Annotated in this window: 23 protein-coding genes; 4 read left to right on the top strand and 19 right to left on the bottom strand. The window is 51.5% G+C overall.

From position 1 onward, the window contains the following. Position 1: 1 nt before the first annotated feature. The 9 genes from hprK to GALF_RS01420 are packed head-to-tail and all read right to left on the bottom strand — an operon-like array spanning position 2 to position 6,595. Positions 2–940, bottom strand: coding sequence for an HPr(Ser) kinase/phosphatase (gene hprK, locus GALF_RS01460; RefSeq protein WP_013292271.1), 939 nt, complete (start codon positions 938–940; stop codon positions 2–4). After that, the gene (locus GALF_RS01455) at positions 937–1,398 is read right to left on the bottom strand and encodes a PTS sugar transporter subunit IIA (protein WP_013292270.1); all 462 of its coding nucleotides are present in this window, start codon (positions 1,396–1,398) and stop codon (positions 937–939) included. The genes hprK and GALF_RS01455 overlap by 4 nt, the downstream gene beginning before the upstream one ends. Before the next feature lie 49 nt (positions 1,399–1,447). After that, a complete protein-coding gene (gene hpf, locus GALF_RS01450) occupies positions 1,448–1,768 on the bottom strand; it encodes a ribosome hibernation-promoting factor, HPF/YfiA family (RefSeq protein WP_013292269.1) in 321 nt (106 codons plus the stop codon). A gap of 15 nt (positions 1,769–1,783) precedes the next feature. Next, on the bottom strand, positions 1,784–3,181 hold the full coding sequence (locus GALF_RS01445) for an RNA polymerase factor sigma-54 (RefSeq protein WP_013292268.1): 1,398 nt from the start codon (positions 3,179–3,181) through the stop codon (positions 1,784–1,786). Between the two features lie 43 nt (positions 3,182–3,224). Then, positions 3,225–3,947, bottom strand: a complete 723-nt coding sequence (gene lptB, locus GALF_RS01440; protein WP_013292267.1) for an LPS export ABC transporter ATP-binding protein — start codon at positions 3,945–3,947, stop codon at positions 3,225–3,227. Further along, the gene (lptA, locus tag GALF_RS01435) at positions 3,944–4,480 is read right to left on the bottom strand and encodes a lipopolysaccharide transport periplasmic protein LptA (protein WP_013292266.1); all 537 of its coding nucleotides are present in this window, start codon (positions 4,478–4,480) and stop codon (positions 3,944–3,946) included. Before lptA ends, lptB begins: the two co-directional genes overlap by 4 nt. Next, positions 4,470–5,045 (bottom strand): LPS export ABC transporter periplasmic protein LptC, encoded by a 576-nt coding sequence (lptC, locus tag GALF_RS01430; RefSeq protein WP_013292265.1) that lies wholly within the window; start codon positions 5,043–5,045, stop codon positions 4,470–4,472. Before lptC ends, lptA begins: the two co-directional genes overlap by 11 nt. Beyond that, on the bottom strand, positions 5,042–5,560 hold the full coding sequence (locus GALF_RS01425; protein ID WP_013292264.1) for a KdsC family phosphatase: 519 nt from the start codon (positions 5,558–5,560) through the stop codon (positions 5,042–5,044). The genes lptC and GALF_RS01425 overlap by 4 nt, the downstream gene beginning before the upstream one ends. A gap of 48 nt (positions 5,561–5,608) precedes the next feature. Then, positions 5,609–6,595 (bottom strand): KpsF/GutQ family sugar-phosphate isomerase, encoded by a 987-nt coding sequence (locus tag GALF_RS01420; protein ID WP_013292263.1) that lies wholly within the window; start codon positions 6,593–6,595, stop codon positions 5,609–5,611. Positions 6,596–6,730: 135 nt separating this feature from the next. Here GALF_RS01420 and GALF_RS01415 point away from each other — a divergent pair, with 135 nt between their 5' ends. Then, on the top strand, positions 6,731–8,704 hold the full coding sequence (locus GALF_RS01415) for a cation:proton antiporter (protein WP_013292262.1): 1,974 nt from the start codon (positions 6,731–6,733) through the stop codon (positions 8,702–8,704). 114 nt (positions 8,705–8,818) lie between these two features. Here the strand turns inward: GALF_RS01415 and mutY are convergent, their stop codons facing one another. Together mutY and hemN are read right to left on the bottom strand one after the other, a co-directional pair. Then, positions 8,819–9,871 carry an A/G-specific adenine glycosylase gene (gene mutY, locus GALF_RS01410; RefSeq protein ID WP_041937931.1) on the bottom strand — a complete coding sequence of 351 codons (1,053 nt, stop codon included), beginning with the start codon at positions 9,869–9,871 and terminating at the stop codon, positions 8,819–8,821. 69 nt (positions 9,872–9,940) lie between these two features. Next, a complete protein-coding gene (gene hemN, locus GALF_RS01405) occupies positions 9,941–11,332 on the bottom strand; it encodes an oxygen-independent coproporphyrinogen III oxidase (protein ID WP_041937930.1) in 1,392 nt (463 codons plus the stop codon). Positions 11,333–11,488: 156 nt separating this feature from the next. On the opposite strand from hemN, the gene fnr reads away from it, so the two are divergent. From fnr to GALF_RS01390, 3 genes are all read left to right on the top strand, one after another. Continuing rightward, complete coding sequence (gene fnr, locus GALF_RS01400; protein ID WP_013292259.1) at positions 11,489–12,214, top strand: fumarate/nitrate reduction transcriptional regulator Fnr; 726 nt, start codon at positions 11,489–11,491, stop codon at positions 12,212–12,214. Between the two features lie 92 nt (positions 12,215–12,306). Continuing rightward, positions 12,307–12,810, top strand: a complete 504-nt coding sequence (locus GALF_RS01395) for a hypothetical protein (protein WP_013292258.1) — start codon at positions 12,307–12,309, stop codon at positions 12,808–12,810. A 1-nt stretch (position 12,811) separates the two neighbouring features. Then, the gene (locus GALF_RS01390) at positions 12,812–13,519 is read left to right on the top strand and encodes a hypothetical protein (RefSeq protein WP_013292257.1); all 708 of its coding nucleotides are present in this window, start codon (positions 12,812–12,814) and stop codon (positions 13,517–13,519) included. A gap of 78 nt (positions 13,520–13,597) precedes the next feature. Here GALF_RS01390 and ccoS read toward each other — a convergent pair whose 3' ends face one another. The 8 genes from ccoS to ccoO all read right to left on the bottom strand — a co-directional run bounded on the left by ccoS (position 13,598) and on the right by ccoO (position 20,660). Beyond that, positions 13,598–13,792, bottom strand: coding sequence for a cbb3-type cytochrome oxidase assembly protein CcoS (gene ccoS / locus GALF_RS01385; RefSeq protein ID WP_013292256.1), 195 nt, complete (start codon positions 13,790–13,792; stop codon positions 13,598–13,600). A 43-nt stretch (positions 13,793–13,835) separates the two neighbouring features. Further along, positions 13,836–16,289 carry a heavy metal translocating P-type ATPase gene (locus tag GALF_RS01380; protein WP_013292255.1) on the bottom strand — a complete coding sequence of 818 codons (2,454 nt, stop codon included), beginning with the start codon at positions 16,287–16,289 and terminating at the stop codon, positions 13,836–13,838. Between the two features lie 8 nt (positions 16,290–16,297). After that, a complete protein-coding gene (locus GALF_RS14745) occupies positions 16,298–16,858 on the bottom strand; it encodes a FixH family protein (RefSeq protein ID WP_013292254.1) in 561 nt (186 codons plus the stop codon). A gap of 14 nt (positions 16,859–16,872) precedes the next feature. Beyond that, positions 16,873–18,294, bottom strand: a complete 1,422-nt coding sequence (gene ccoG / locus GALF_RS01370) for a cytochrome c oxidase accessory protein CcoG (protein ID WP_013292253.1) — start codon at positions 18,292–18,294, stop codon at positions 16,873–16,875. Between the two features lie 185 nt (positions 18,295–18,479). Then, on the bottom strand, positions 18,480–18,602 hold the full coding sequence (locus tag GALF_RS16000) for a hypothetical protein (protein ID WP_013292252.1): 123 nt from the start codon (positions 18,600–18,602) through the stop codon (positions 18,480–18,482). 57 nt (positions 18,603–18,659) lie between these two features. Further along, positions 18,660–19,661, bottom strand: coding sequence for a cytochrome-c oxidase, cbb3-type subunit III (gene ccoP / locus GALF_RS01365; RefSeq protein WP_013292251.1), 1,002 nt, complete (start codon positions 19,659–19,661; stop codon positions 18,660–18,662). Beyond that, the gene (locus GALF_RS01360) at positions 19,658–19,858 is read right to left on the bottom strand and encodes a cbb3-type cytochrome c oxidase subunit 3 (protein ID WP_013292250.1); all 201 of its coding nucleotides are present in this window, start codon (positions 19,856–19,858) and stop codon (positions 19,658–19,660) included. Before GALF_RS01360 ends, ccoP begins: the two co-directional genes overlap by 4 nt. A gap of 4 nt (positions 19,859–19,862) precedes the next feature. Beyond that, on the bottom strand, positions 19,863–20,660 hold the full coding sequence (gene ccoO / locus GALF_RS01355) for a cytochrome-c oxidase, cbb3-type subunit II (RefSeq protein ID WP_013292249.1): 798 nt from the start codon (positions 20,658–20,660) through the stop codon (positions 19,863–19,865). Positions 20,661–20,671: the final 11 nt, after the last annotated feature.

The following is a 20,671-nucleotide window of genomic DNA, read 5'->3' as shown; positions in this document are numbered from 1 at the left end:
GTCAGCCTCCTGCCAACATCTGATCATGCCGGCTGATAAATTCCTGCATGGTATTAATTCCGCGTTGTTGCAATACAAAATTACGCGCAGCAGCTTCAACCAGCACCGCCAAATTTCGCCCTGCCACCACGGGAATGTTCACTGTGTTAATTTTCACGCCGATAATTTCCTGATGGGTCGCCACCAGCGGCAGACGCTCCATTTGCGACAGTTCACCATCTTGCGAGCGATGCAAATGCACAATCAACTTGAGACTCTTTTTGCGACGCACCGCGGTTTCACCGAACATGGTGCGTATATTTAGCATCCCTAGACCGCGCACCTCAAGAAAATCGCGTAACAATTCCGGACAGCGACCTTCTAGTGTATCGGGGGCGATGCGATGCAGTTCAACCACATCGTCGGCAACCAGCCCGCTACCGCGCGTAATCAGTTCGAGCCCCAACTCGCTCTTGCCGACCGCACTCTCGCCGGTAATCATCACCCCGACACCCAGCACATCGAGAAATACACCGTGGCGCGTCGTCGATTCGGCCAATTCCTTAGCCAGATAGTGCCGGATCAGCCACATCAGATGTACGCTGGGCTTGGAAGATGAGAAGAGAGGAATACTGGAGCGATTGGCAAACACCATCAACTCAGGCGGAATTTCGTTATCGCCCGCCACGATCAGGCATGTTGTGCCATTTTGTTCTATTTGTTCAAACGCCAGATTGCGTTCATCGAGACTCAGATTGCGAAGATAATCGAGCTCCGCCGCACTCAATACCTGAACCCAACTCGGATGGATCAGACTAAGATGTCCGACCATTTCGCGATTAGAAGCCTCTACGGCTTCGCTATCAATAATTCTGTCTACACCATCGGTGCCTGCAACGCGCCTAAGTTCCAGCCTGACTTGTTTGTCTTCAAACAATTGCCGGATATTGACCTGACTCATGCAGCACTGTCCCATTCAGCAAACATTTGGTAAATGCAGGCGGGATCGTCACAAGCCGTCAATCGCTCTCGAAATTGGGCATCACTGAACATCTGCGCCAATTCTCCTAACAACTGTAAATGCAAGTCCGTCGCCAATTCCGGAACCAGCAACACAAAAATCAGTGTGACAGGCTGCCCGTCCGGCGCATCAAAAGGGATAGGGTGTGTCGTTCTGACAAACGCTGCCGTCGCATCCCGCAATTTTGGAATTCGTCCATGCGGTATCGCAACCCCCTGCCCCAGTCCTGTTGAACCCAGCTTCTCACGCGCAAACAGGCTGTCAAAAACCTGACTGCGCCCAATTTGCATCTCATTTTCAAACAGCATACCGACGCGTTCAAAGACGCGTTTTTTGCTGGTGGATTCGGAATCCAGCAGAATATTGCCTGGGGAGAAGATTTTGCTGATCAAGTTCATCGTCATCGCGCCTTAAACAATGGGCGGCAATCATGCCGCCCGTGGTGTTCTACTCTTCTGCTGCAACCTGGGTTTCATCGTGACGACGATCAGCCAGCTTTTCCTTATGCTTGATCACCTGACGATCCAGCTTATCAACCAGCGCATCGATGGCAGCATACAGGTTTTCATCTTCGCATTCGACAAATACATTCTTGCCGCTGATATGAACGGTCGCTTCCGCTTTTTGTTTAAGCTTATCAACCGAAAGAATGATGTTCACATCCAGCACATTGTCAAAATGACGTTTGATTTTGCTAAACTTACCCGTCGCATACTCGCGAATGGCAGGTGTGATTTCCAGGTGGTGTCCGGTTATATGGAGGTTCATTTTATGCTCCTTGTTTTAGAGTGATTTACGGAGATTCACCGGGAGTATATGCAACGCTTCCCGATACTTTGCTATGGTGCGTCGGGCGACGACTATGCCCTGCTGCGCCAAGATTTCTGACATTCGGCCGTCCGTTAGTGGCTTGCTTGTATCTTCACCGCCGACCAGTTGTTTAATCAGTTCGCGTATTGCGGCAGAAGAACAGACGCCGCCACTTTCCGTGACCAGACCGCTGCCAAAGAAATATTTAAATTCATAAATGCCACGCGGCGTACGCATAAACTTTTGCGTCGTACCGCGTGAAACAGTTGACTCGTGCATCTCAAGCACATCGGCTATTTCGCGCAATACCAGCGGGCGCATGGCGATGTCACCGTGTTCAAGAAAAGCCCCCTGCCGATCGACAATCGCCTGCGCGACCCGCAATATAGTATCAAAACGCTGCCGCAGACTCTTAATCAGCCAGCTCGCTTCCTGCAATTGCGACACCAGCGGCGCACCCGATTTATCATCGCGCTGCTGCAAAATATTCGCATACATCTGATTGACGCGCAGGCGAGGCATCGCATCGGCATTCAGCCTAGCGCGCCATTTACCCTTGTGCTGCTCGACAATCACATCCGGCACAACGTAATCGGCAACGCTGCGGTCAAACTCGCAACCGGGCTTAGGGTTCAGGCTGACAATCAATTCCTGTGCCACACGCAAACTGGCATCGGAGCAACGCAGCAGTTTTTTAATTTTGGAAAAATCGTGTGCGGCCAGCAGATCAAGATTCCCGTTCACCAGGCTCATCGCCAAATCACGCCCCGGCGTCTGCTCTGGCAACGCCTTCAACTGCAACGCCAGACATTCACTTAACGTCCGCGCCCCAAGCCCCGGACGATCAAGATACTGCAACTGAACGAGCGCCGTTTCAAGATCATCTAGCGTCAACTCCAGTTCCGCCGGCAACAACCCGGCCAATTCCGCCAAATCCTGCAACATGTAACCATTTTCATCGAGCGCATCGATCAGCATCCCGATCACCAGCCTATCCCGGCTATCCAGTTGACTCACTGACAACTGGCTGTGCAAATACTCCCGCATGCTGGCCTGCAGCGCCGCCTGTTCGGGATAGGCGTCGCTTTCATCATCAGCGCCACGCGTCTCTGCATTCCACTCAAACGGCTCAGCCTCGCCGCGTTCCGATTCGGCATTATCCACCTGTGCATGATCTTCACGAACAGGCTCGCCTGATAATGCGTGGTATACGGACTCATCACCCAATTCCAGCATCGGATTTTCATCGAGCATCCGATCAATTTCCTGTTGCATATCCAGCGTAGAGAGCTGAAGTAGGCGAATGGATTGTTGCAACTGAGGCGTGAGCGTCAGTTGCTGAGACATGCGAAGTTGTAGAGAGGCTTTCATTACTTAATTATTCAATATCCGCGATCATTCTACCCAAATCACCTCAAAGCTTGAAGTTTTCACCCAGATAGACTTTGCGCACACCTTCATTGTAGATGATTTCATCCGGTTTGCCTTCGGCCATCACGGCTCCTGCGTTAATGATGTAGGCGCGATCGCAAATACCCAGTGTTTCCCGCACGTTGTGATCGGTAATTAGCACGCCGATATTGCGCTCTTTGAGGAAACGGATAATTTTCTGAATATCCAGCACCGCAATCGGATCGACCCCTGCAAACGGCTCATCAAGCAGAATAAAACGCGGATTGGTTGCCAGTGCGCGGGCAATTTCTACCCGGCGCCGCTCGCCGCCAGACAGACTGATCGCCGGATTGTTTCTTATTCCCTGAATATGCAGATCGTGTAGCAATTCCTCTAAGCGACGCTCGATTTCCTCATCAGACAAATCCTGCAATTCCAGCACGGCCTGAATATTTTGCGCAACGGTCATGCGCCTAAAAATAGACGCCTCCTGTGGCAGATACCCCAAACCCAGTCGTGCACGCCGATGGATAGGCAGATGAGTAATATCCTGATCATCGATGGTAATTTTTCCACCGTCGGCAGCGACAAGCCCCACGATCATGTAAAAGGAGGTCGTTTTTCCTGCACCATTAGGGCCCAGCAATCCGACAACCTCACCGCTTTTTACCGACAATGACGCATCATGCACCACCGTGCGCAATCCATACTTTTTCTTTAATGCGACCGCACGCAACTCGCTCATTTACGCTCTGCAGCAGGCTTAGCCTCTGCACCTTCTTTAGACTTAGGGAACAACACCGCATGCACGCGCCCCGGCGTACCCGCTGCGGCATTTTTGCTGTCCGCCTGAAAAATTTCGGTTTTTGAATTGTAGGTCACGTGTTCACCACGCACCTCGTCCTGCGCACGCTTGACCCGTGCTTGAATGTAAAAATCGACCGTATCTGCACGCGTATCGTATTCGATGCGCTCGCCAAATCCTTCCACATATTCATCGAGACCTTCGCGCTTTTGCCTGAAACTGGCCGTGTGCCCATAGGCTGTGCCGCGCTGAAATCCAGCCTTATCCTGCACTACGACAATTTTGTCACCGCGAAACACCATGGTGCCCTGCGTCAAAATCACATGCCCCGTAAAAGTACTGATTTGTTTTGCATCATCGACAATCACCTGATCCGCATCGATATCAATGGGCTTATCACGGTCGGCTCGTTCCGCCTGACAGGGCACGGAGACGGCTAACAGCATAAAAATAAACGATAATTTATTTAACATGGTGTTCACTTCTGACTTGAGAGAGCAGTTTCATAGTACGCGCCTTATTATCCATTTCAAGACCGATCGCATGCACCGTAGTGTTCAAATTGAACATGGTGACGGGCCTATCCGTATTTACCCAGTCCTGATTCGGCAAGACGCGCAAATATTCTGTTTTCAGCGTCATCGCAGACTGATCCCCGCCCGCATCTCGCCGCACAACGACATTTTCATGGAACAAAACTTCATCGCCACGGCTTGAAACATTGCCACGATTACCATTGACATACAAAGGCGGACGTTCTGATGACAGCATCGTCACGCGAGGAAAATCAAGCTCTGTGGTATCGTGATCCGGATAGTGCCGCATCTGTGTAGCCGACAGCAAAAAACGCGGCACCCCCTGCAAATCCATTTTAGTTGCATGGAAATTGTCCATAATACCATCGGGATCATGCCGCTGATTACCGGCAGCCACAGCAATTTCCTGCTGCACCTGCTTATCCAGCCAGTAAACTCCCGCCAGCAATGCCAGCAAAGGCAACAACGGCAACCAATAACGGTACTTGGAGACAGCGGTCATTTCAAATAGGGCGCCAACTGGGCATCAAGCGTACCCTGCGCTGACATAATCAACTCACAGACTTCACGGACGGCCCCATAACCACCGCTACGCTTCGTCATATAGTGCGAATGTGCTTGCACTAACTGTGGCGACTCAGGAACGGTAATCGCGAGTCCCACATGACGCATCACACACAGGTCAACGACATCATCCCCCATGTAAGCGGCGGCATCACGGGACAATTGCAATTTACCCAGCAAATCGACCATCGCTTCGAGTTTGCGCTCGACTCCTTGATACACATGAGCAATACCGAGATTCTGCGCGCGTCTTTCCACGCAACGCGAAGTCCGCCCGGTAATGATGGCGACCTCGACACCACTGGCACGCAGCATTTTAATGCCGTGACCATCGAGCGAATTGAAGCGTTTAAATTCCTCACCCGAATCGGACAGGAACAAACCGCCATCGGTCATCACGCCATCCACATCGAAAGCAACTAGACGGATCAATTTTGCACGGCTTAAAAACATGATGGTCTCCTGAGAATTTTAAGTAGCGGGCTGCAAGTGGCCACAATGTTAAATAACTTTGGCGTGTAACAAATCGTGCATATTCAATGCACCGACCAATTGATGCTGAGTGTTGACTACCAGCATTTGACTGATATTGTATTGCTCCATCAACTGCACAGCCTCGACAGCCAGACTCTCTTCGCCTATGCAGCGGGGATGGGCGGACATCACGCTTTTCACCGGCGTGCTGCTAAAATCCAGTTTCTTTTCCAGCGTGCGCCGCAAATCGCCGTCGGTAAATATCCCCAGCACCCCACCGTGCGCATCAACAATCGCCGTCATGCCGACGCCTTTGCGGGACATTTCCAAAAGCGCCTCGCTCAACATCGCACCCTCCTGCACCAACGGCATACGCGAACCACTGCGCATCACATCACGCACCAGCGTCAACAAACGCCGCCCCAGACTACCGCCCGGATGTGATCTGGCAAAATTTTCAGCGCTAAACCCCTTCGCATCAAGCAGTGCAACGGCCAGCGCATCACCCAGCGCTAAAGAGGCGGTCGTGCTGGCGGTCGGCGCCAACCCCATCGGGCACGCCTCCTTATCGACCGCGGCGTTCAGATGCACATCAGCCACGCGTGCCAAACTGGAGGCAGGATTACCGGTCATGCTGATCAGCTTTGCGCCTTGACGCTTGATAATAGGCACGATCGTCATCAACTCCTGACTCTCTCCCGAATAGGACAGCGCGATAAACACATCCGAACCTGCGACCATACCCAGATCTCCGTGACTGGCCTCACCCGGATGCACAAAATAAGCGGGCGTACCAGTGCTGGACATGGTAGCGGCGATTTTTCGGGCGATATGACCGGATTTACCCATACCGCTGACAATCACACGACCTTCACAACGCAGAATCACATCCAAGGCCTGCAAAAAATGGTCGTCCAGACGCTGGCTTAACGCCAGAACGGCAGCGGCTTCGATATCGAGAACCTGACGACCCAGTTGAAGCGCGCGCGGCGCATCGGCAAGAAATTTATTCATGCCGCATTATAGCAAGCCATTGAGGCATGGATAGTCGTAAGTCAGGCAATAAATTGCGCTCGCGCTGTTTTTAAAAACTTTGCAAACTGGGCAAGAGTACGGCATTATCAAATCATTAATTTTCTCCCCACAAAGATGGACAACTCGCTCTCTCTGGTATTGATACTGCTCGCTACCGCCGTCATGGTCGTTGTGGTATGCCGCATTCTGCGCCTACCGGTCATGCTGGGCTATCTTGCGGTGGGAATTTTAATCGGTCCGCATGCCTTTGGCTGGATACCCGATTCACCCAGCACGCGCCACCTGGGCGAATTCGGCGTCGTTTTTCTGATGTTCAGCATTGGCCTTGAGTTCAGCCTAACCCGCCTCAAAGCCATGCATCGCACTGTGTTTGGTTTAGGCGGCGCACAAGTGCTGTCAACCATATTGCTGGTCATGGCAGCGGCCACCTTGCTAGGCGTGGACTGGCGCGCGGGCCTGGCATTAGGCGGCATTCTGGCAATGTCATCTACTGCGATTGTCAGTAAAATGCTGGTTGAACGCGCCGAACTCAATTTACCCTACGGCCAGCAGATGATGGGCGTGCTGCTATTTCAGGATCTGGCGGTTGTCCCGCTTTTGATCATCATCCCGGCACTGGCATCGCAACCGGACAATCTCCACTTAACACTGGGATTGGCGATGTTCAAGGCAACGATCGTTTTACTGATCCTGCTGGTGTTTGGTCAGCACGTCATGCGACGCTGGTTTCATATCGTGGCAAGCCAAAAGTCCTCCGAACTTTTCACCCTGAACGTGCTGTTTATCACGCTAGGACTGGCCTACTTAACAGAACTGGCCGGTCTATCAATGGCATTGGGCGCCTTTGTCGCCGGCATGCTGATCTCCGAGACCGAATACCGCTATCAGGTTGAAGAGGACATCAAACCGTTTCGCGACGTCCTGCTAGGCCTGTTCTTCGTTACCATCGGCATGATGCTCAATCCGGCCAGCATTGTCAGCAATCTGGGCTGGATCGCGCTGGCACTGCCTCTGCTGATTCTGTTTAAAGCGCTGTTAGTCGCAATTCTGGCACGCATTTTTGAAGGTGAGTGGAGCGTTGCATTGCGTAGCGGCATAGGCCTCGCACAAGCGGGAGAATTTGGTTTTGTTCTCCTGACACTGACCGATGGGGCGCATTTACTACAGGGTGAGACGATGCAAATCACGCTCGCCACCATGCTGTTGTCTATGGTAACCGCCCCCTTTTTAATCCAATACGGCGAAGCCATCTCCAGGCGTTTTTCCGACGAGTGGACCAACCGCGCTTTGCAGATGCACCAAATCGCCATCAAAAGCATGTCGAGTACCGGCCACGTGATTTTATGCGGCTACGGGCGCAGTGGACAAAAACTGGCCAGCATCCTTGAGGATGAAGAACTACGCTTCATCGCCTTAGACCTTGACTCTCGGCGCGTTCGTGAAGCCGCGGCGGGAAATAAAAGTGTGGTCTACGGCGACGCCGCCAAGCGCGAAGTGCTCATGGCAGCTGGCCTGATGCGCGCACGCGTGCTGGTGGTCACCTACAAGGACAAACATTCAACTCTGGCCATTTTGCGCCACGTAAAAGAATTACGCCCCGACCTGCCGGTCGTGGTGCGCACCAACGATGACACAAATCTGGAATTATTGAAAAATGCAGGCGCTGCCGAAGTGGTCGCCGAGGTACTCGAAGGAAGTGTAATGCTGGCATCTCAGGCATTACTGCTGGCAGGCGTTCCGCTTAACCGCGTTATTCGTCACGTTCAGGAAAATCGGGCACGCCGCTATGCGATGTTCAATGGATACATAAATAACTCACAAAATAGCGGTATTGAAATCAGCGACGACATGCAACCGCGTTTTCTGAATGTCATGTTAAAAGCCGACTCCTTCGCCGTGGGCAAAAGATTGCGTGACAGCGAACTGGACACGCTGAACGTCGAAGTCAAAGCCCTGCGTCGCTACAATGTTCACGGCGCACAACCCAGCGAAGATATGGTGTTACGTAGCGAAGATGTGCTTGTACTGCTGGGACTTCCAGAAGCACTATTAGATGCAGAAATCAGACTGCATAAAGGCGGGCTGTAACACCCCTCACAGGACGCGCTGCGGCTCTTGCCCGCCTGACAAAAATGACTTCACTTAACGATGCTAACTACCTGTGCACGTTAAAGCCTGCATCAGCAAAAATTTTAATTTAAATCAAAACGCGTCATCCGGCACGCCATAGCCTTCCAGTATCGTTCGGACTGGCGCGGGAATGGCAGATGATAAAGCATCACTGACCCGCAACCACGCCCCCTTTGTTTGCAAAACGTGCAGAGGCTTAGCCGTCACTGACACCCGCAACGGCGTAATGTGTAACTTAAAATGCGTGAAGGTATGGGTAAATGGCGTGAGTGCATCACGCTGACGATCAGCTGCCTCAACGCCATGCTGAGCACACCAGAACAATGCGGCCGCTTCGTCCTCAAATTGTGGCAAGCACCAAAGCCCGCCCCAGATTCCAGCAGGCTCCCGCCGCTCCATAAATACATCATGATCTACCAGCAACAGCAAAAAGCAAGCCGTCCTCTCCGGCACAACGCGGCGCTGGCGCGGGGTCGGTAAATCAGCGACACACCCTGTTTGATGCGCGACGCAATCGGGTTGCACCGGACACGAAGCGCATTTCGGCCGGCTTCGGGTACACAACGTTGCGCCCATGTCCATTAATGCTTGCGTGTAGCGATCGACATCGTTTAGCGGCAACAGGGCTTCGGCCTGTTGCCAGAGCCGCGCCTCTACCGATTTGATCGCAGGTGAACCATAGATCCCGCAATAGCGAGCCAGCACACGCCTGACATTGCCATCTAAAATGGCGCGATTTTGCTGATAGGCCAGCGCACATATCGCGGCAGCCGTTGAGCGCCCAATGCCCGGTAGCGCGAGTATCAATTCAAACTGACGAGGAAACGCTCCGCCATGCTGCGCCACGATAATTTGTGCAGCACGGTGCAAATTGCGCCCGCGTGCGTAATAGCCCAATCCGCTCCAGTGCGCGAGCACCTGTTCTTCAGTGGCGGAGGCTAACGCGGCAATCGTCGGAAACGATGCAACAAAACGCTGATAGTACGGAATGACCGTGACGACCTGCGTTTGTTGCAACATGATTTCAGACAGCCAGATACAGTAGGGATCGGCACACTGCCAGGGCAAGTCGTGCCGCCCGTGGCTGCGCTGCCATGCAATAAGGGATGACGAAAAACTAGACAATCTGATTCGCCAGCGACATGCCGAGCCGACCTTCAACCGAAACAGTAACGCTTCCCACCTTGGGCGTCACTAAATGACCTTCGAATAGCGCGCGTGCTCAGTGCGCGTGCGGAGATATTTGTCAAAGACCATACAGATATTGCGTATCAACATGCGTCCCTTCGGTGTAACGCTGATCCACTGAGGAGAAATCTCCAGCAAACCTTCCATCTCATACTCTCGCAACTCTTCGAGCTCGGTTGCGAAGTAGCTGTCAAAATCGATCAGATAGGCAATATTGAGCGACTCTTTTGAGAGTTCGAAATGACACATCAGATCCTGAATGATGGCGCGACGCACCAGGTCATCGGCATTGAGCTCCATCCCGCGCATAATCGGCAACTGATCCCGATCAAGCGCATCGTAATAGTCTTCCAGTTCACGATAGTTCTGACTGTAGGTCGGGCCGATCTTACCGATCGCGCTCACACCCAGCGCAACTAAATCGCAGTCGGAATGGGTGGAATACCCTTGAAAGTTACGGTGCAGACGGCTTTGACGTTGCGCGACGGCCAACTCGTCTTCAGGTTTGGCAAAATGATCCATGCCGATATAGACATAACCCGCACCCGTCAGCTTGCGCCCCGTCATACCGAGAATATCCAGCTTCATCTGCGGCGACGGCAGATCCTCTTCATGAATCCGGCGCTGCGGTTTGAACAGCGTCGGCATATGCGCGTAGTTGTAGATCGAGAGTCGGTCGGGATTCGCCGCAATAATTCTATCCAGCGTGCGACCGAAGCCTTCCAGCGTTTGCTTCGGCAGACCATAAATCAGATCAATGCTCACCGACTTAAAGCCGTTCGCTCTAGCCGCCGCGATAATGCCCAGCGTTTCTTCTTCACTCTGTATACGGTTCACCGCGCGCTGCACGTCATCGTCAAAATCCTGCACACCGATACTGATGCGATTGAAGCCCGCCTCTCCCAGCAGCGCAATCGTCTCATTGGTCACTTTACGCGGGTCGATTTCGATAGAATATTCGCCATCCTCAACCAGTTTAAAGTTTTCGCGTATCGCCGCCATCACCTGACGGATTTCATCATCCGATAAAAAGGTTGGCGTACCGCCGCCAAAATGCAACTGCTCGACAACCTGACCTTTGCCCAGTAAGTTCGCCTGCATCCCCATTTCTTTGATCAGATAACGCACGTATTCGGCAGACTTACTGCGATCTTTGGTAATCACCTTGTTACAGGCACAATAAAAACACAAGGTATTGCAAAACGGAATATGAATATAGAGCGACAACGGGCGACTGACGCCACCAATTTCGCGCTTCAATAACCATTGACTATAGGTCTCCGCATTGAAGGCTTCAACGAAACGATCTGCGGTCGGGTACGAGGTGTAGCGCGGGCCGTTTTTATCGAGTCTGCGTATCAGTTCCAGGTCTACGACCAATTCATTGTTGTTCAACATAATATCGCCGCTATTTATAAGGTTCGCCATAATGCCAGTTGGGCATCAATGCGGTTTGATATATGTCAAAAATCATGGCATATTCCAGAAGTTGACCAAATTACCATCACATTTTGGCCTCCGGTCTGCCGACCTTCACTTCAAAGGTAAAATTAAGTGCCGTTACCCGCCCCGATTTACCATTTGCATTCACCCTGCTCCAGCTGCAATCTTGCGGAACTGTGCCTGCCTGCCGATCTCAGCGCAAATGAAATGCACAAACTGGATGAACTGAGCACCGTAAAGCGCAGTTTCGCACGCAGCGATTATTTGTATCGCAGCGGAGACAAGTTTCGCTCGCTGTTCGCCATACACAGCGGATCGTTCAAAACCCAGATCCTTCATGAAGACGGACGTGAACAGGTAACCGGTTTTCAGATGGCTGGGGAAATTATCGGTCTCGATGCCATCAGCACCGACATTCACGCCTGCGATGCCGTGGCGCTGGAGTCTTGCGTTGTTTGTGAACTGCCCTTCAACAAGTTAGAAGCCCTCAGCCGCGAAATTCCACTGCTGCAGCGCCATCTGCATAAAATCATGAGCCGGGAAATCGTCCGCGATCAAGGCATCATGCTATTACTAGGTTCGATGCGAGCAGAAGAACGCCTAGCGGTATTTTTGCTGAATCTATCGCAGCGTTTTGCAGCGCGTGGATTATCCCCCACACAGTTTCAATTGCGCATGTCCCGACAGGAAATCGGCAGCTACCTTGGTTTAAAGCTGGAAACCGTCAGCCGCGCTTTCTCTCATTTTCAAAGCGAGCGACTGATTAACGTCAAAGTACGCACGGTTGAAATCCTCGATCTGGCAGGCCTGCAAGCCTGCTTAAACAATACCCGCTAATGCACTTCACCGCCCTGCACACCTTATCGTTTGACAGTCGGCGTGCTTGAGCGGATTATTCGCAACCTACTATTTTCCCGGAGACTAAAAATATGGAACACCAAGTCACAGAAGCCGAAGTATCACGCGCAAAAAGCCTGCACTCCATGCTGCTGTTTGACTTTATCGTCGTTCATGTTTTTGTGTTTGTCCTCGCATTAAGCCTGCTTAAAACCAGCATGCTGCCCATTACACTGATGCCGCTCCTCTCCATTGCGCTGCTGACCAACGTGATTTTTAAAGCGAAACGTGCCATCAACAAAGAAGAATCCATTTTTGTACTTTGCCATAATTTGCTGGCTGCAAAACGCGCAAAACTGTTCCTGATCCTGTTTATTGTGACCGGCACATTGACTACTGCGCTGGTGGTCGGCGGCGCTCAATTCGGCATGAGCAAAGTAACCAGTTACGCATTAGCTGGCGGCATTGGACAGCTTCCCTTTATGGTGGCGCTGCTGATTCTTGTGGTTCTGGAGTTTGACGCTGAGCATCAATGCAAAGACGGAAAAATTCCTGCCTCGGCTTTGGCGTTACATTCAGCGCTGAAGAAGAACTAATATGGACAAGAAGATCATACTCGGCGTCATCGCACTGGTGGTCGCAACGATAGGCATCATCCTTATGATGCCGGATAACTCGGTCAGCACGCCGGACACACTCCCCTGGAAGATCACCCACCCGACACCCGACACCACCCGTGTTTTCGGCATCACACTGGGCAAAAGCACCTTAGATGAAGTCGCACATACTTACAAATATGAAACGGAACTTGAAATCAGTCTGTTCAAGCCCAGCGATGCGGCAATGGGCGTAGAAGCCTTTTTTGAAGAGGTGAATTTCAACGGTTTGAAGGCAAAAATCATCATGACCATTGCAATCCCGACCGAAGAATTGCCAGGCATGTTTGAACGCGGTCTGCGCATGAACAGTACGCCGAGCGGCAAGCGCATCACGCTCACTGCAGATGATCTGGCACGGGTTCGTTCGTTGCCGGTCGCAAGCCTGACCTATATGCCCACCGCGCGCATCGAAGAATCCGTCATTTCCAAACGCTTCGGTGAACCTGCGCAGCGCATCCGTGAGAAGAAGACCAACCTGATTCATTGGTTGTACCCGCAACATGGTCTGGATGTCGTCTTGGGCGAAGGGCAAAAGCCGTTTTTCCAATACCTCCCGCCTAAGGATTTTGAAATTTTGCGAGCCCCGCTTCTTGCCAATGGTGAAATAATGACAACTGATTCCGCCGCTAAATCCGCTGTTCAATAACACCTGACTTAAAAAGGCCGCACCCAGAAATGGTGCGGCCTTTTTCATTGTGCTGCCTGTGAATTCAAAGCGCTGCTTCTAATCTTTTTTGGCATCCTGCTGAGCGCTTGATTGATTATGTAACATCGCGTCCTCATCATCATCGAGCAGTATGCGGCTAGCGTTTCCTTCCATATCCTCATACTGCCCCTTCTTAACCGCCCAAATCAGAATACCCACAAACACCAGCCCGAAAACTGTCATGCCGGGGATAAGACTGTAAATGACATCCATTGCTGCTCCTTATCTTGAAATTAATGCGGCAACACTCACCACACTATTTGAATAAACTGCGTATTCTGGCTGCGTTACCTATCACCAGCAGAGAACTGACCGGCATCGTTATTGCCGCGAGCAAGGGCGTCACATGCCCCATAATCGCCAACGGCACCATGATGCTGTTATACACGAATGACAGGCCGATATTTTGTTTAATGGTGCGCAGCGTACGCCGTGACAGCAAGGTCGCCAGCCTCACCTTATCGAGTTCGTTATGCATCAGCACGATATCAGCACTTTCAACCGACACATCGGTCCCCGAGCCCAGTGCAATTCCGACATCAGCACGTATCAACGCGGGCGCATCGTTAACCCCGTCGCCGACCATGGCCACGCATTCACCGCGCTCTTGCAACGCTTGAATGACGCGATCCTTATCTTGCGGCAGCACCTCGGCGATGACCTCCATACCGCCCAACTGGCGCGCAATTTCTTCCGCAACGGCGCGCCGATCGCCCGATAGCAGCGTCATACCAATACCCGCCTCACGCAACGTATCGATCAGCGCCTTTGCATCGACGCGCAATGTGTCAGCTATCACCAGCACGGCCACATGCTCGCCCCCTACGGCTAGATGCACACAAGTTTTTGCCTGCGCTTCACTCGTATCCTGAACTTTAATCAGTTGTTCTGATTGCACAACGCCCTGCTTCAACAGCCAATCCGCAGTTCCCAGCAAAATCTGCCGCCCTGCGACTTCCGCCTCAACACCCGCACCAGCTGTTGCTAAAAATCCTTGCACCAGCTGATCCCGGAAGGGCAATTCGCGCGCCTCTGCCGCGATCACCACGGCACGAGCCACACTGTGCTCAGAGTAACGTTCAACGCTCGCACAGAGCGCCAGCAAAGCCTCCTCATCTTGTCCCTGTGCTACGACCACCTGCTCGACGCGCATTTTTCCTTCAGTCAGCGTACCCGTCTTATCAAAGACGAAATGCGTCACGCGTGACAAAGTTTCCAGCACCACGCCATTTTTCACCAGTATGCCGTGACGTGCACCGAGTCCCGATGCGACCGCGATTGACATCGGCGTAGCCATTCCGAGTGCACAGGGACAGGTGATAATCAATACTGAGGTCGCTGCCATCAGTGCAAACTCAAAGTCTGCCGACCAGATATAAAAGGTTACGCTCGCCAATATCAGCGTTGCGAGCACAAACCACGGCACGATACTATCTGACAGACGCTGTATCGGTGCTTTCGAGGACTGCGCCTCTTCAACCAGACGAATGATTTTAGATAACGTCGAATCCTGTGAAGCAGCCTGAACTTCCACCAGTAATGCCCCGCTGCCGTTCAGCGTACCGGCAGATACACGATCATCAGGCTGCTTTTTAACATGAGCTGATTCACCACTTAGCATAGACTCATCGACTGAACTGCTCCCCTCGAGCACAATGCCATCCATAGGGATATGGCTGCCCGGTTTAACGAGGACAGTTTCACCCACTTTCACGGCCCGTACCGAGACGATTTTTTCATCACCCTCACGCAACACTGTGGCCACGCGCGGTTGCAGGTCCATCAGACGATTGGTTGCCGATACGGCTTGATGACGGAACATCCCCTCCAGATATCGACCGATTAAAATCACGAAGGTCAGATTAGTGACGGTATCGAAATAGACCCTATCCCCGCCTGTGATCGTCACATAGAGCGAAAAGACATAAGTAACCGTCAGTCCAATCGCGATTGGCAAGTCCATTGTGAGACTCGCATTTCGCAAACCGCTCAGAGCGCCTTTATAAAATGGATATCCGGAGTACAACAAAGCGGGGGTCGCCAGCGCAAAAGCCATCCAGTGGAAAAAATTGACGAACTGTCCGCGATCAGCACCGCTGTATAACGCGATTGCGATCAAATTCAGGTTCATCATCGCAAAGGCGGCGAAGAATAATCTGAATAGCAGTGCGCGATTGATACGCTTCATCGATCCTTCTGCTACTTCAGGATCGTAGGGAACACCAGAATATCCAATCTTTGCCAGCTGATGAATCAGGGTCGACAATTTCACCTGACGCTCATTCCAGCGCAGGTGCAATCGTTTACCCGCTAAATTGACGCCGGCTGACAGCACGCCGGGCGTGCGCATCATGCCGCGCTCGATCAGCCATACGCAGGCCGCACAATGTATACCTTCAACCAGCAAATGCGCATCGCGCAGCTCACCCTGACAATTGACAAAATCCTGCTGCACATCGTCGAGATCATACATTTCAATATCTCGCGGCGGCATGGGCGGCGGTGCAAGCAAAGTCCCTTGCGGCGTGCGCTGGTAATACCCCTGCAACCCGGCCTCATAGATGGCTTCGCAGACCGACTGGCAGGCAAAACAGCAAAATTCGCGCTGCCCGTGATCGAGCAGCTTCTGATAATGCGCGTCAGAGGCAATGGGCAATCCGCAATGAAAACACCCCGCATGCGCGAGGTGTGCAGTTTCAGTGTGTGACATTAATCAAATCACTCGGGCTGTTTTGAAATAGCGACAAAAACCTTTTGTTCCGTATCAAACTGGCTGCCATCGCGCTCGGCCCTGATCAACAGATCCCAGTTTCCCGCCCGGGGAAATTTAAGCTCACCTTGATAATGACCCGGTGCAATTTCCCGCAGTGTTTCCTTGAAATCGAAGTTCGGATCGCCGGGCCACTGTGCAACCACCACAACGGCACCACTCTGTACTGGCTTGCTCTCGCGGTCCAGCAGATTGAACTGCAAAATAGCCGGGCTGGCAGTCAGAATAAAGCGCGCCTCATCAGGTTTAGCTTGGCTATCATTCTGCAAACGCTGAGGGGAGTGCAAACTGGCCTGCCAACCGAGTGTTGATCGCTCGGCCTGCTGCTGCACCCATTTTGCATCGTACTTGTTGTGTGCCTTCACACTGTAGTTATCGTCAAGCACACGAACAGGATTGTGGAGTACGTTCCACAAAAATCGGGCATTGATCAATACACCTGACAATATGATGATCAGCAAGCCAAACACCCACGGGTTACGCCAGCCCTTTTGCTTTTGTGAAATCATCTCAACTCCTTAAATCAACGTTTAGGACCACGGAATACACTATTGTATTCAGCAGCTATCGTCGGATTCTCCACATTTTCAACTCTGAACTGCATCTTGGTCACTTCACCCGCTACATTTTCAGCCGGGGCCTTCACAAACACCGTAAATCCGGCGGCTTTGCCGTGGTGGACTAACTGCGGCTTATCCGCATCGACGATAACCTGACCTTTTACGCCGCCTTCAGCACTGACTTTGACATACAGATCCTTATCGGTTTTGTTCAAAACTTTAAAGGTGTATTTGTTTTGGATCGATCCATCACTCATACGCACAAATAACGGCTGACGTTCCGGCTCCACACTCAACTTCATCGCACCCAAGTGTGTCAGGCCGTAAATGATTCCACCCAACGCCAGCAAGATAATTACGATATACACCCAAGTGCGCGGGTGCTGATACAGCTTCTTGACCGGACGACCTTCCAGTTCATCGAGCGATGCGTAACGAATCAATCCGCGTGGTTTTCCGATTTTATCCATCACGGAATCGCACGCATCAAGGCATAAGCCGCAGGTAATACATCCGAGTTGTTGACCATCCCGTATGTCAACACCCGTCGGGCAAACCTGCACGCACTGAAAACAATCGATGCAATCACCCTGCTGCTCAACAACCTTACCTCCGCTGCGCAACTTACCGCGCGGCTCGCCCCGTGCCACATCATAGGCAGGAAGTATCGTCTGCGAGTCAGCCATAACCGCTTGAATCCGTGCATACGGACACAACCACAAGCACGCCTGCTCCCGCATGAAGCCTGCAAGAAAATAGGTACCCAGTGTAAACGCAGTTAGCGTTGTCATTTCCATCATCGACAGCTTGAAGTGCATCAGATCATGCCAGTAAACGAAGGCATCTTCAAACCAGATCGTAAAACTGATACCAGTAAATACGGCAATGGCCAGCCAGATCAAATGTTTGCTAACCTTGCGTAAAATCTTATCTGCATTCCACGGAGCGGCATCCAGCTTGTGACGCTTGTTCGGGTTTCCCTCAATTTTTTCTTCTACCCAGGTAAACAGATCAACCCAGGCAGTCTGAAAGCAGAAAAAACCGCAAAATACGCGTGATGCGACCGAAGTCACCGCAAACAGGGTCATCGCGAGCAGCAGCAGCAGCAATGAAACCATCCAGATATCTTGCGGGAGGATCGTCAAATTAAAGATGTGAAACTGGCGATTATTAACATCGAGCAGCAAAGCCTGCTTGCCATTCCAGCGCAGATAGGCACCGAAGAAAAAAATCAACCAGAACGACTCCGTAATGTATTTAAGCGTTCTGAAGCGCCCCGGCATGCGTTTTGCATGTATCGTTTTGTCACCCAGATTGGTTGCCCATTCCACATGTTCACTATAAATCCCTGTGACACTGCCCACTTCTTTTACTGGTTCACTCATCTTCAACTCCTCATGTCCTTCATTCGAAGCAACTTAATGACGCTTGCAAAGATCGCTCTGGATAACCACGAACATTATAAATTAGATTTCTCTAATATTAACGTGATTATTCTGAGACATCTTCAGTTTACAGACTGTAATAAAAAAGGAGGAGGCTAGCCTCCTCCTGCATTCAAACCCTGCGATTACTTATCGCCGGATTTTTTAGTCATTGCATTTTTGAACAAAAAGACCAGAGCAAAAATCAACGCCGCAAAAGCGCCGGCAGTGCCGATCATCAAACTCCAATATACAAAGTCGTGGCCCATTTCTATTTTCCTTTCATAAAACCTGCACAGGGATTAACTGTGCAGGAAAACGGAGATTTACTTGGCTTCAGGTGCGGGAGCTGCTTCAGGTGCTGGAGCTGCTTCAACGGCTGCTACAGGTGCAGCTGCTTCATCCTTCTGACCACCACCGAACTTGTATACATAAACAGCCAGCTTCTTCATATCAACGTCAGACAATTTGCCTGCAGCTGTGAAGTTAGGCATGATCGCGGCACGAGCATTCGCATCACCGGAGTTCACACCATAAGTGATGGTCTGCTTGATACCTTCGATAGAACCATCGAAGCGCCAAACACGATCAGTCAGGTTAGCTGAACCCATCGCTTGGATACCCTTGGCATCGGCACCATGGCAAGCTGTACAGTCGCTCTCCATAAATACCTTCTTACCAGCGGCTTCAGAATCGCCACGGCCTTCGCTCATCGCCAGCACGTACTTTGATACGTCCTCGATTTGCTGAGCAGACAAGGTGTCCTTGTGCGCTGTCATCATGCCTTGGCGACCGCCTGCGATGGTTGCATGGATGTCGTCAATCTTACCGCCATACAGCCAGTCATCGTCGTTCAGACGTGGCGCCATCAGGCCTTGTTCGCGAACTGCAAACTTAGCACCCACCTGCTCTGTACCCACCCCGTTTTGACCGTGACAGCCACCGCAATTGTCCGAGAACAATACTTTGCCTGAACGTTCAACATACTTCGACAGTTCTTCGTCTGCAAGAATCGCAGCCGGTGTCATTGTCTTCAGCTTGTCTTCAAACGGACGACGCACGTCATCCAGCACTTTCTGGTCTTCAGCTAACTCTTTAATAGCAGTCCACTGTCCCGTTCCGGGCAAACCAATACCCTTAAAGAACGTACCATTAGTTGCCAGAGGGATAGCCGGATACATAATAAAATATATCACTACCCAAAGTGCACTTGCAGTCAAACCAAGCATCCACCATTTCGGCGGTTGATTGACAAAGTCCGCCAAATCATCATCCCATACATGCCCCGTGGTAGGCACACCACCAGCGGAGTTGTGATTATCACTCATTTTTTATCTCCTGAATTGTTGTACTCGCCATCTTCCCGCAGAGCCATGTCGCTCTGCGAGTCGAATGCATCCTTGTTCTTAGGATTGAACACCATCACATAGACCACAATCATGGCGATGAAAGCCGCCACGGTGAAAAATACACCTTGCCAGTCATTACCGCTCATAGCTGCCCAGTCCGTGTGCAGGTAGTTCATCAGTTTAGTCACGGTAGTTGACACCTTCCTCAAACTTCACGTGATTACCCAAGGATTGCAGGTAAGCGATAACTGCGTCCATTTCTGTCTTGCCTTCGAGCTCTGCCGCTGCGCCTGCGATGTAGGCATCAGTGTAGATTGTCTTAGGAACAGGATTGAACGGCATCTTGGTCATAACTTCCAGCGTCTTGACAGTCTTGGTCTTATCAACCATCGCCTTGTCCAGGAAGAAGAAGTTAGGCATAACGGATTCAGGAACCACATCACGCGGATACTTCAGATGCTTGCGATGCCATTCATCGGAATACTTACCACCTAGGCGGGCGATATCCGGACCGGTACGCTTGGAGCCCCACTGATACGTATGATCGTACATCGACTCTTCAGCGATAGAGTAGTGACCATAACGATCCTTCTCATCACGGAACGGACGAATCATCTGCGAGTGGCACAGGAAACAGCCTTCGCGGATGTAGACATGACGACCGGCGGTTTCCAGCGCAGTGTAAGGACGCACGCCATCGCCTGGCTGCCAGTCTGCCAGGGTCTTGTGGGCCGAGGTAGTTGGATTCCAGACAATTTTATCCATAGGGATCGCATTGCCTTGCAAGTCTTTGTGTGAAGTACCGTTAAATGTACCGTCACCGCCATTCATACCCGTGTTTGGCAGGTAGAACAAAGGCACAATTTCTACGATACCGCCAACCGCGACAGCAATCGCAGTTAGGACGAACATCAGCAGTGTATTGCGTTCGATCTTGTCCTGAAACTTGGTTGAATAAATTTTATCGTGATCAGACATATTTTTCTCCC

It is taken from the genome of Gallionella capsiferriformans ES-2, from assembly GCF_000145255.1.
Lineage (GTDB): Bacteria > Pseudomonadota > Gammaproteobacteria > Burkholderiales > Gallionellaceae > Gallionella > Gallionella capsiferriformans.
Note: the sequence above shows the minus strand (reverse complement) of the source record. Positions and strands in the feature narration are given on the sequence as shown.

What these genes read in the sequence shown, in the direction of transcription:
- GALF_RS01360 (WP_013292250.1), bottom strand. Translation starts at nt 19,858, where the DNA reads ATGAACTACCTGCACACGGACTGGGCAGCTATGAGCGGTAATGACTGG.
- lptA (WP_013292266.1), bottom strand. Translation starts at nt 4,480, where the DNA reads ATGTTAAATAAATTATCGTTTATTTTTATGCTGTTAGCCGTCTCCGTG.
- GALF_RS01390 (WP_013292257.1), top strand. Translation starts at nt 12,812, where the DNA reads ATGGACAAGAAGATCATACTCGGCGTCATCGCACTGGTGGTCGCAACG.
- lptB (WP_013292267.1), bottom strand. Translation starts at nt 3,947, where the DNA reads ATGAGCGAGTTGCGTGCGGTCGCATTAAAGAAAAAGTATGGATTGCGC.
- ccoO (WP_013292249.1), bottom strand. Translation starts at nt 20,660, where the DNA reads ATGTCTGATCACGATAAAATTTATTCAACCAAGTTTCAGGACAAGATC.
- GALF_RS16000 (WP_013292252.1), bottom strand. Translation starts at nt 18,602, where the DNA reads ATGGGCCACGACTTTGTATATTGGAGTTTGATGATCGGCACTGCCGGC.
- GALF_RS01445 (WP_013292268.1), bottom strand. Translation starts at nt 3,181, where the DNA reads ATGAAAGCCTCTCTACAACTTCGCATGTCTCAGCAACTGACGCTCACG.
- ccoS (WP_013292256.1), bottom strand. Translation starts at nt 13,792, where the DNA reads ATGGATGTCATTTACAGTCTTATCCCCGGCATGACAGTTTTCGGGCTG.
- ccoG (WP_013292253.1), bottom strand. Translation starts at nt 18,294, where the DNA reads ATGAGTGAACCAGTAAAAGAAGTGGGCAGTGTCACAGGGATTTATAGT.
- GALF_RS01425 (WP_013292264.1), bottom strand. Translation starts at nt 5,560, where the DNA reads ATGTTTTTAAGCCGTGCAAAATTGATCCGTCTAGTTGCTTTCGATGTG.
- GALF_RS01455 (WP_013292270.1), bottom strand. Translation starts at nt 1,398, where the DNA reads ATGAACTTGATCAGCAAAATCTTCTCCCCAGGCAATATTCTGCTGGAT.
- hemN (WP_041937930.1), bottom strand. Translation starts at nt 11,332, where the DNA reads ATGTTGAACAACAATGAATTGGTCGTAGACCTGGAACTGATACGCAGA.
- hprK (WP_013292271.1), bottom strand. Translation starts at nt 940, where the DNA reads ATGAGTCAGGTCAATATCCGGCAATTGTTTGAAGACAAACAAGTCAGG.
- GALF_RS14745 (WP_013292254.1), bottom strand. Translation starts at nt 16,858, where the DNA reads ATGATTTCACAAAAGCAAAAGGGCTGGCGTAACCCGTGGGTGTTTGGC.
- GALF_RS01420 (WP_013292263.1), bottom strand. Translation starts at nt 6,595, where the DNA reads ATGAATAAATTTCTTGCCGATGCGCCGCGCGCGCTTCAACTGGGTCGT.
- hpf (WP_013292269.1), bottom strand. Translation starts at nt 1,768, where the DNA reads ATGAACCTCCATATAACCGGACACCACCTGGAAATCACACCTGCCATT.
- ccoP (WP_013292251.1), bottom strand. Translation starts at nt 19,661, where the DNA reads ATGAGTGATAATCACAACTCCGCTGGTGGTGTGCCTACCACGGGGCAT.
- lptC (WP_013292265.1), bottom strand. Translation starts at nt 5,045, where the DNA reads ATGACCGCTGTCTCCAAGTACCGTTATTGGTTGCCGTTGTTGCCTTTG.
- GALF_RS01395 (WP_013292258.1), top strand. Translation starts at nt 12,307, where the DNA reads ATGGAACACCAAGTCACAGAAGCCGAAGTATCACGCGCAAAAAGCCTG.
- GALF_RS01380 (WP_013292255.1), bottom strand. Translation starts at nt 16,289, where the DNA reads ATGTCACACACTGAAACTGCACACCTCGCGCATGCGGGGTGTTTTCAT.
- GALF_RS01415 (WP_013292262.1), top strand. Translation starts at nt 6,731, where the DNA reads ATGGACAACTCGCTCTCTCTGGTATTGATACTGCTCGCTACCGCCGTC.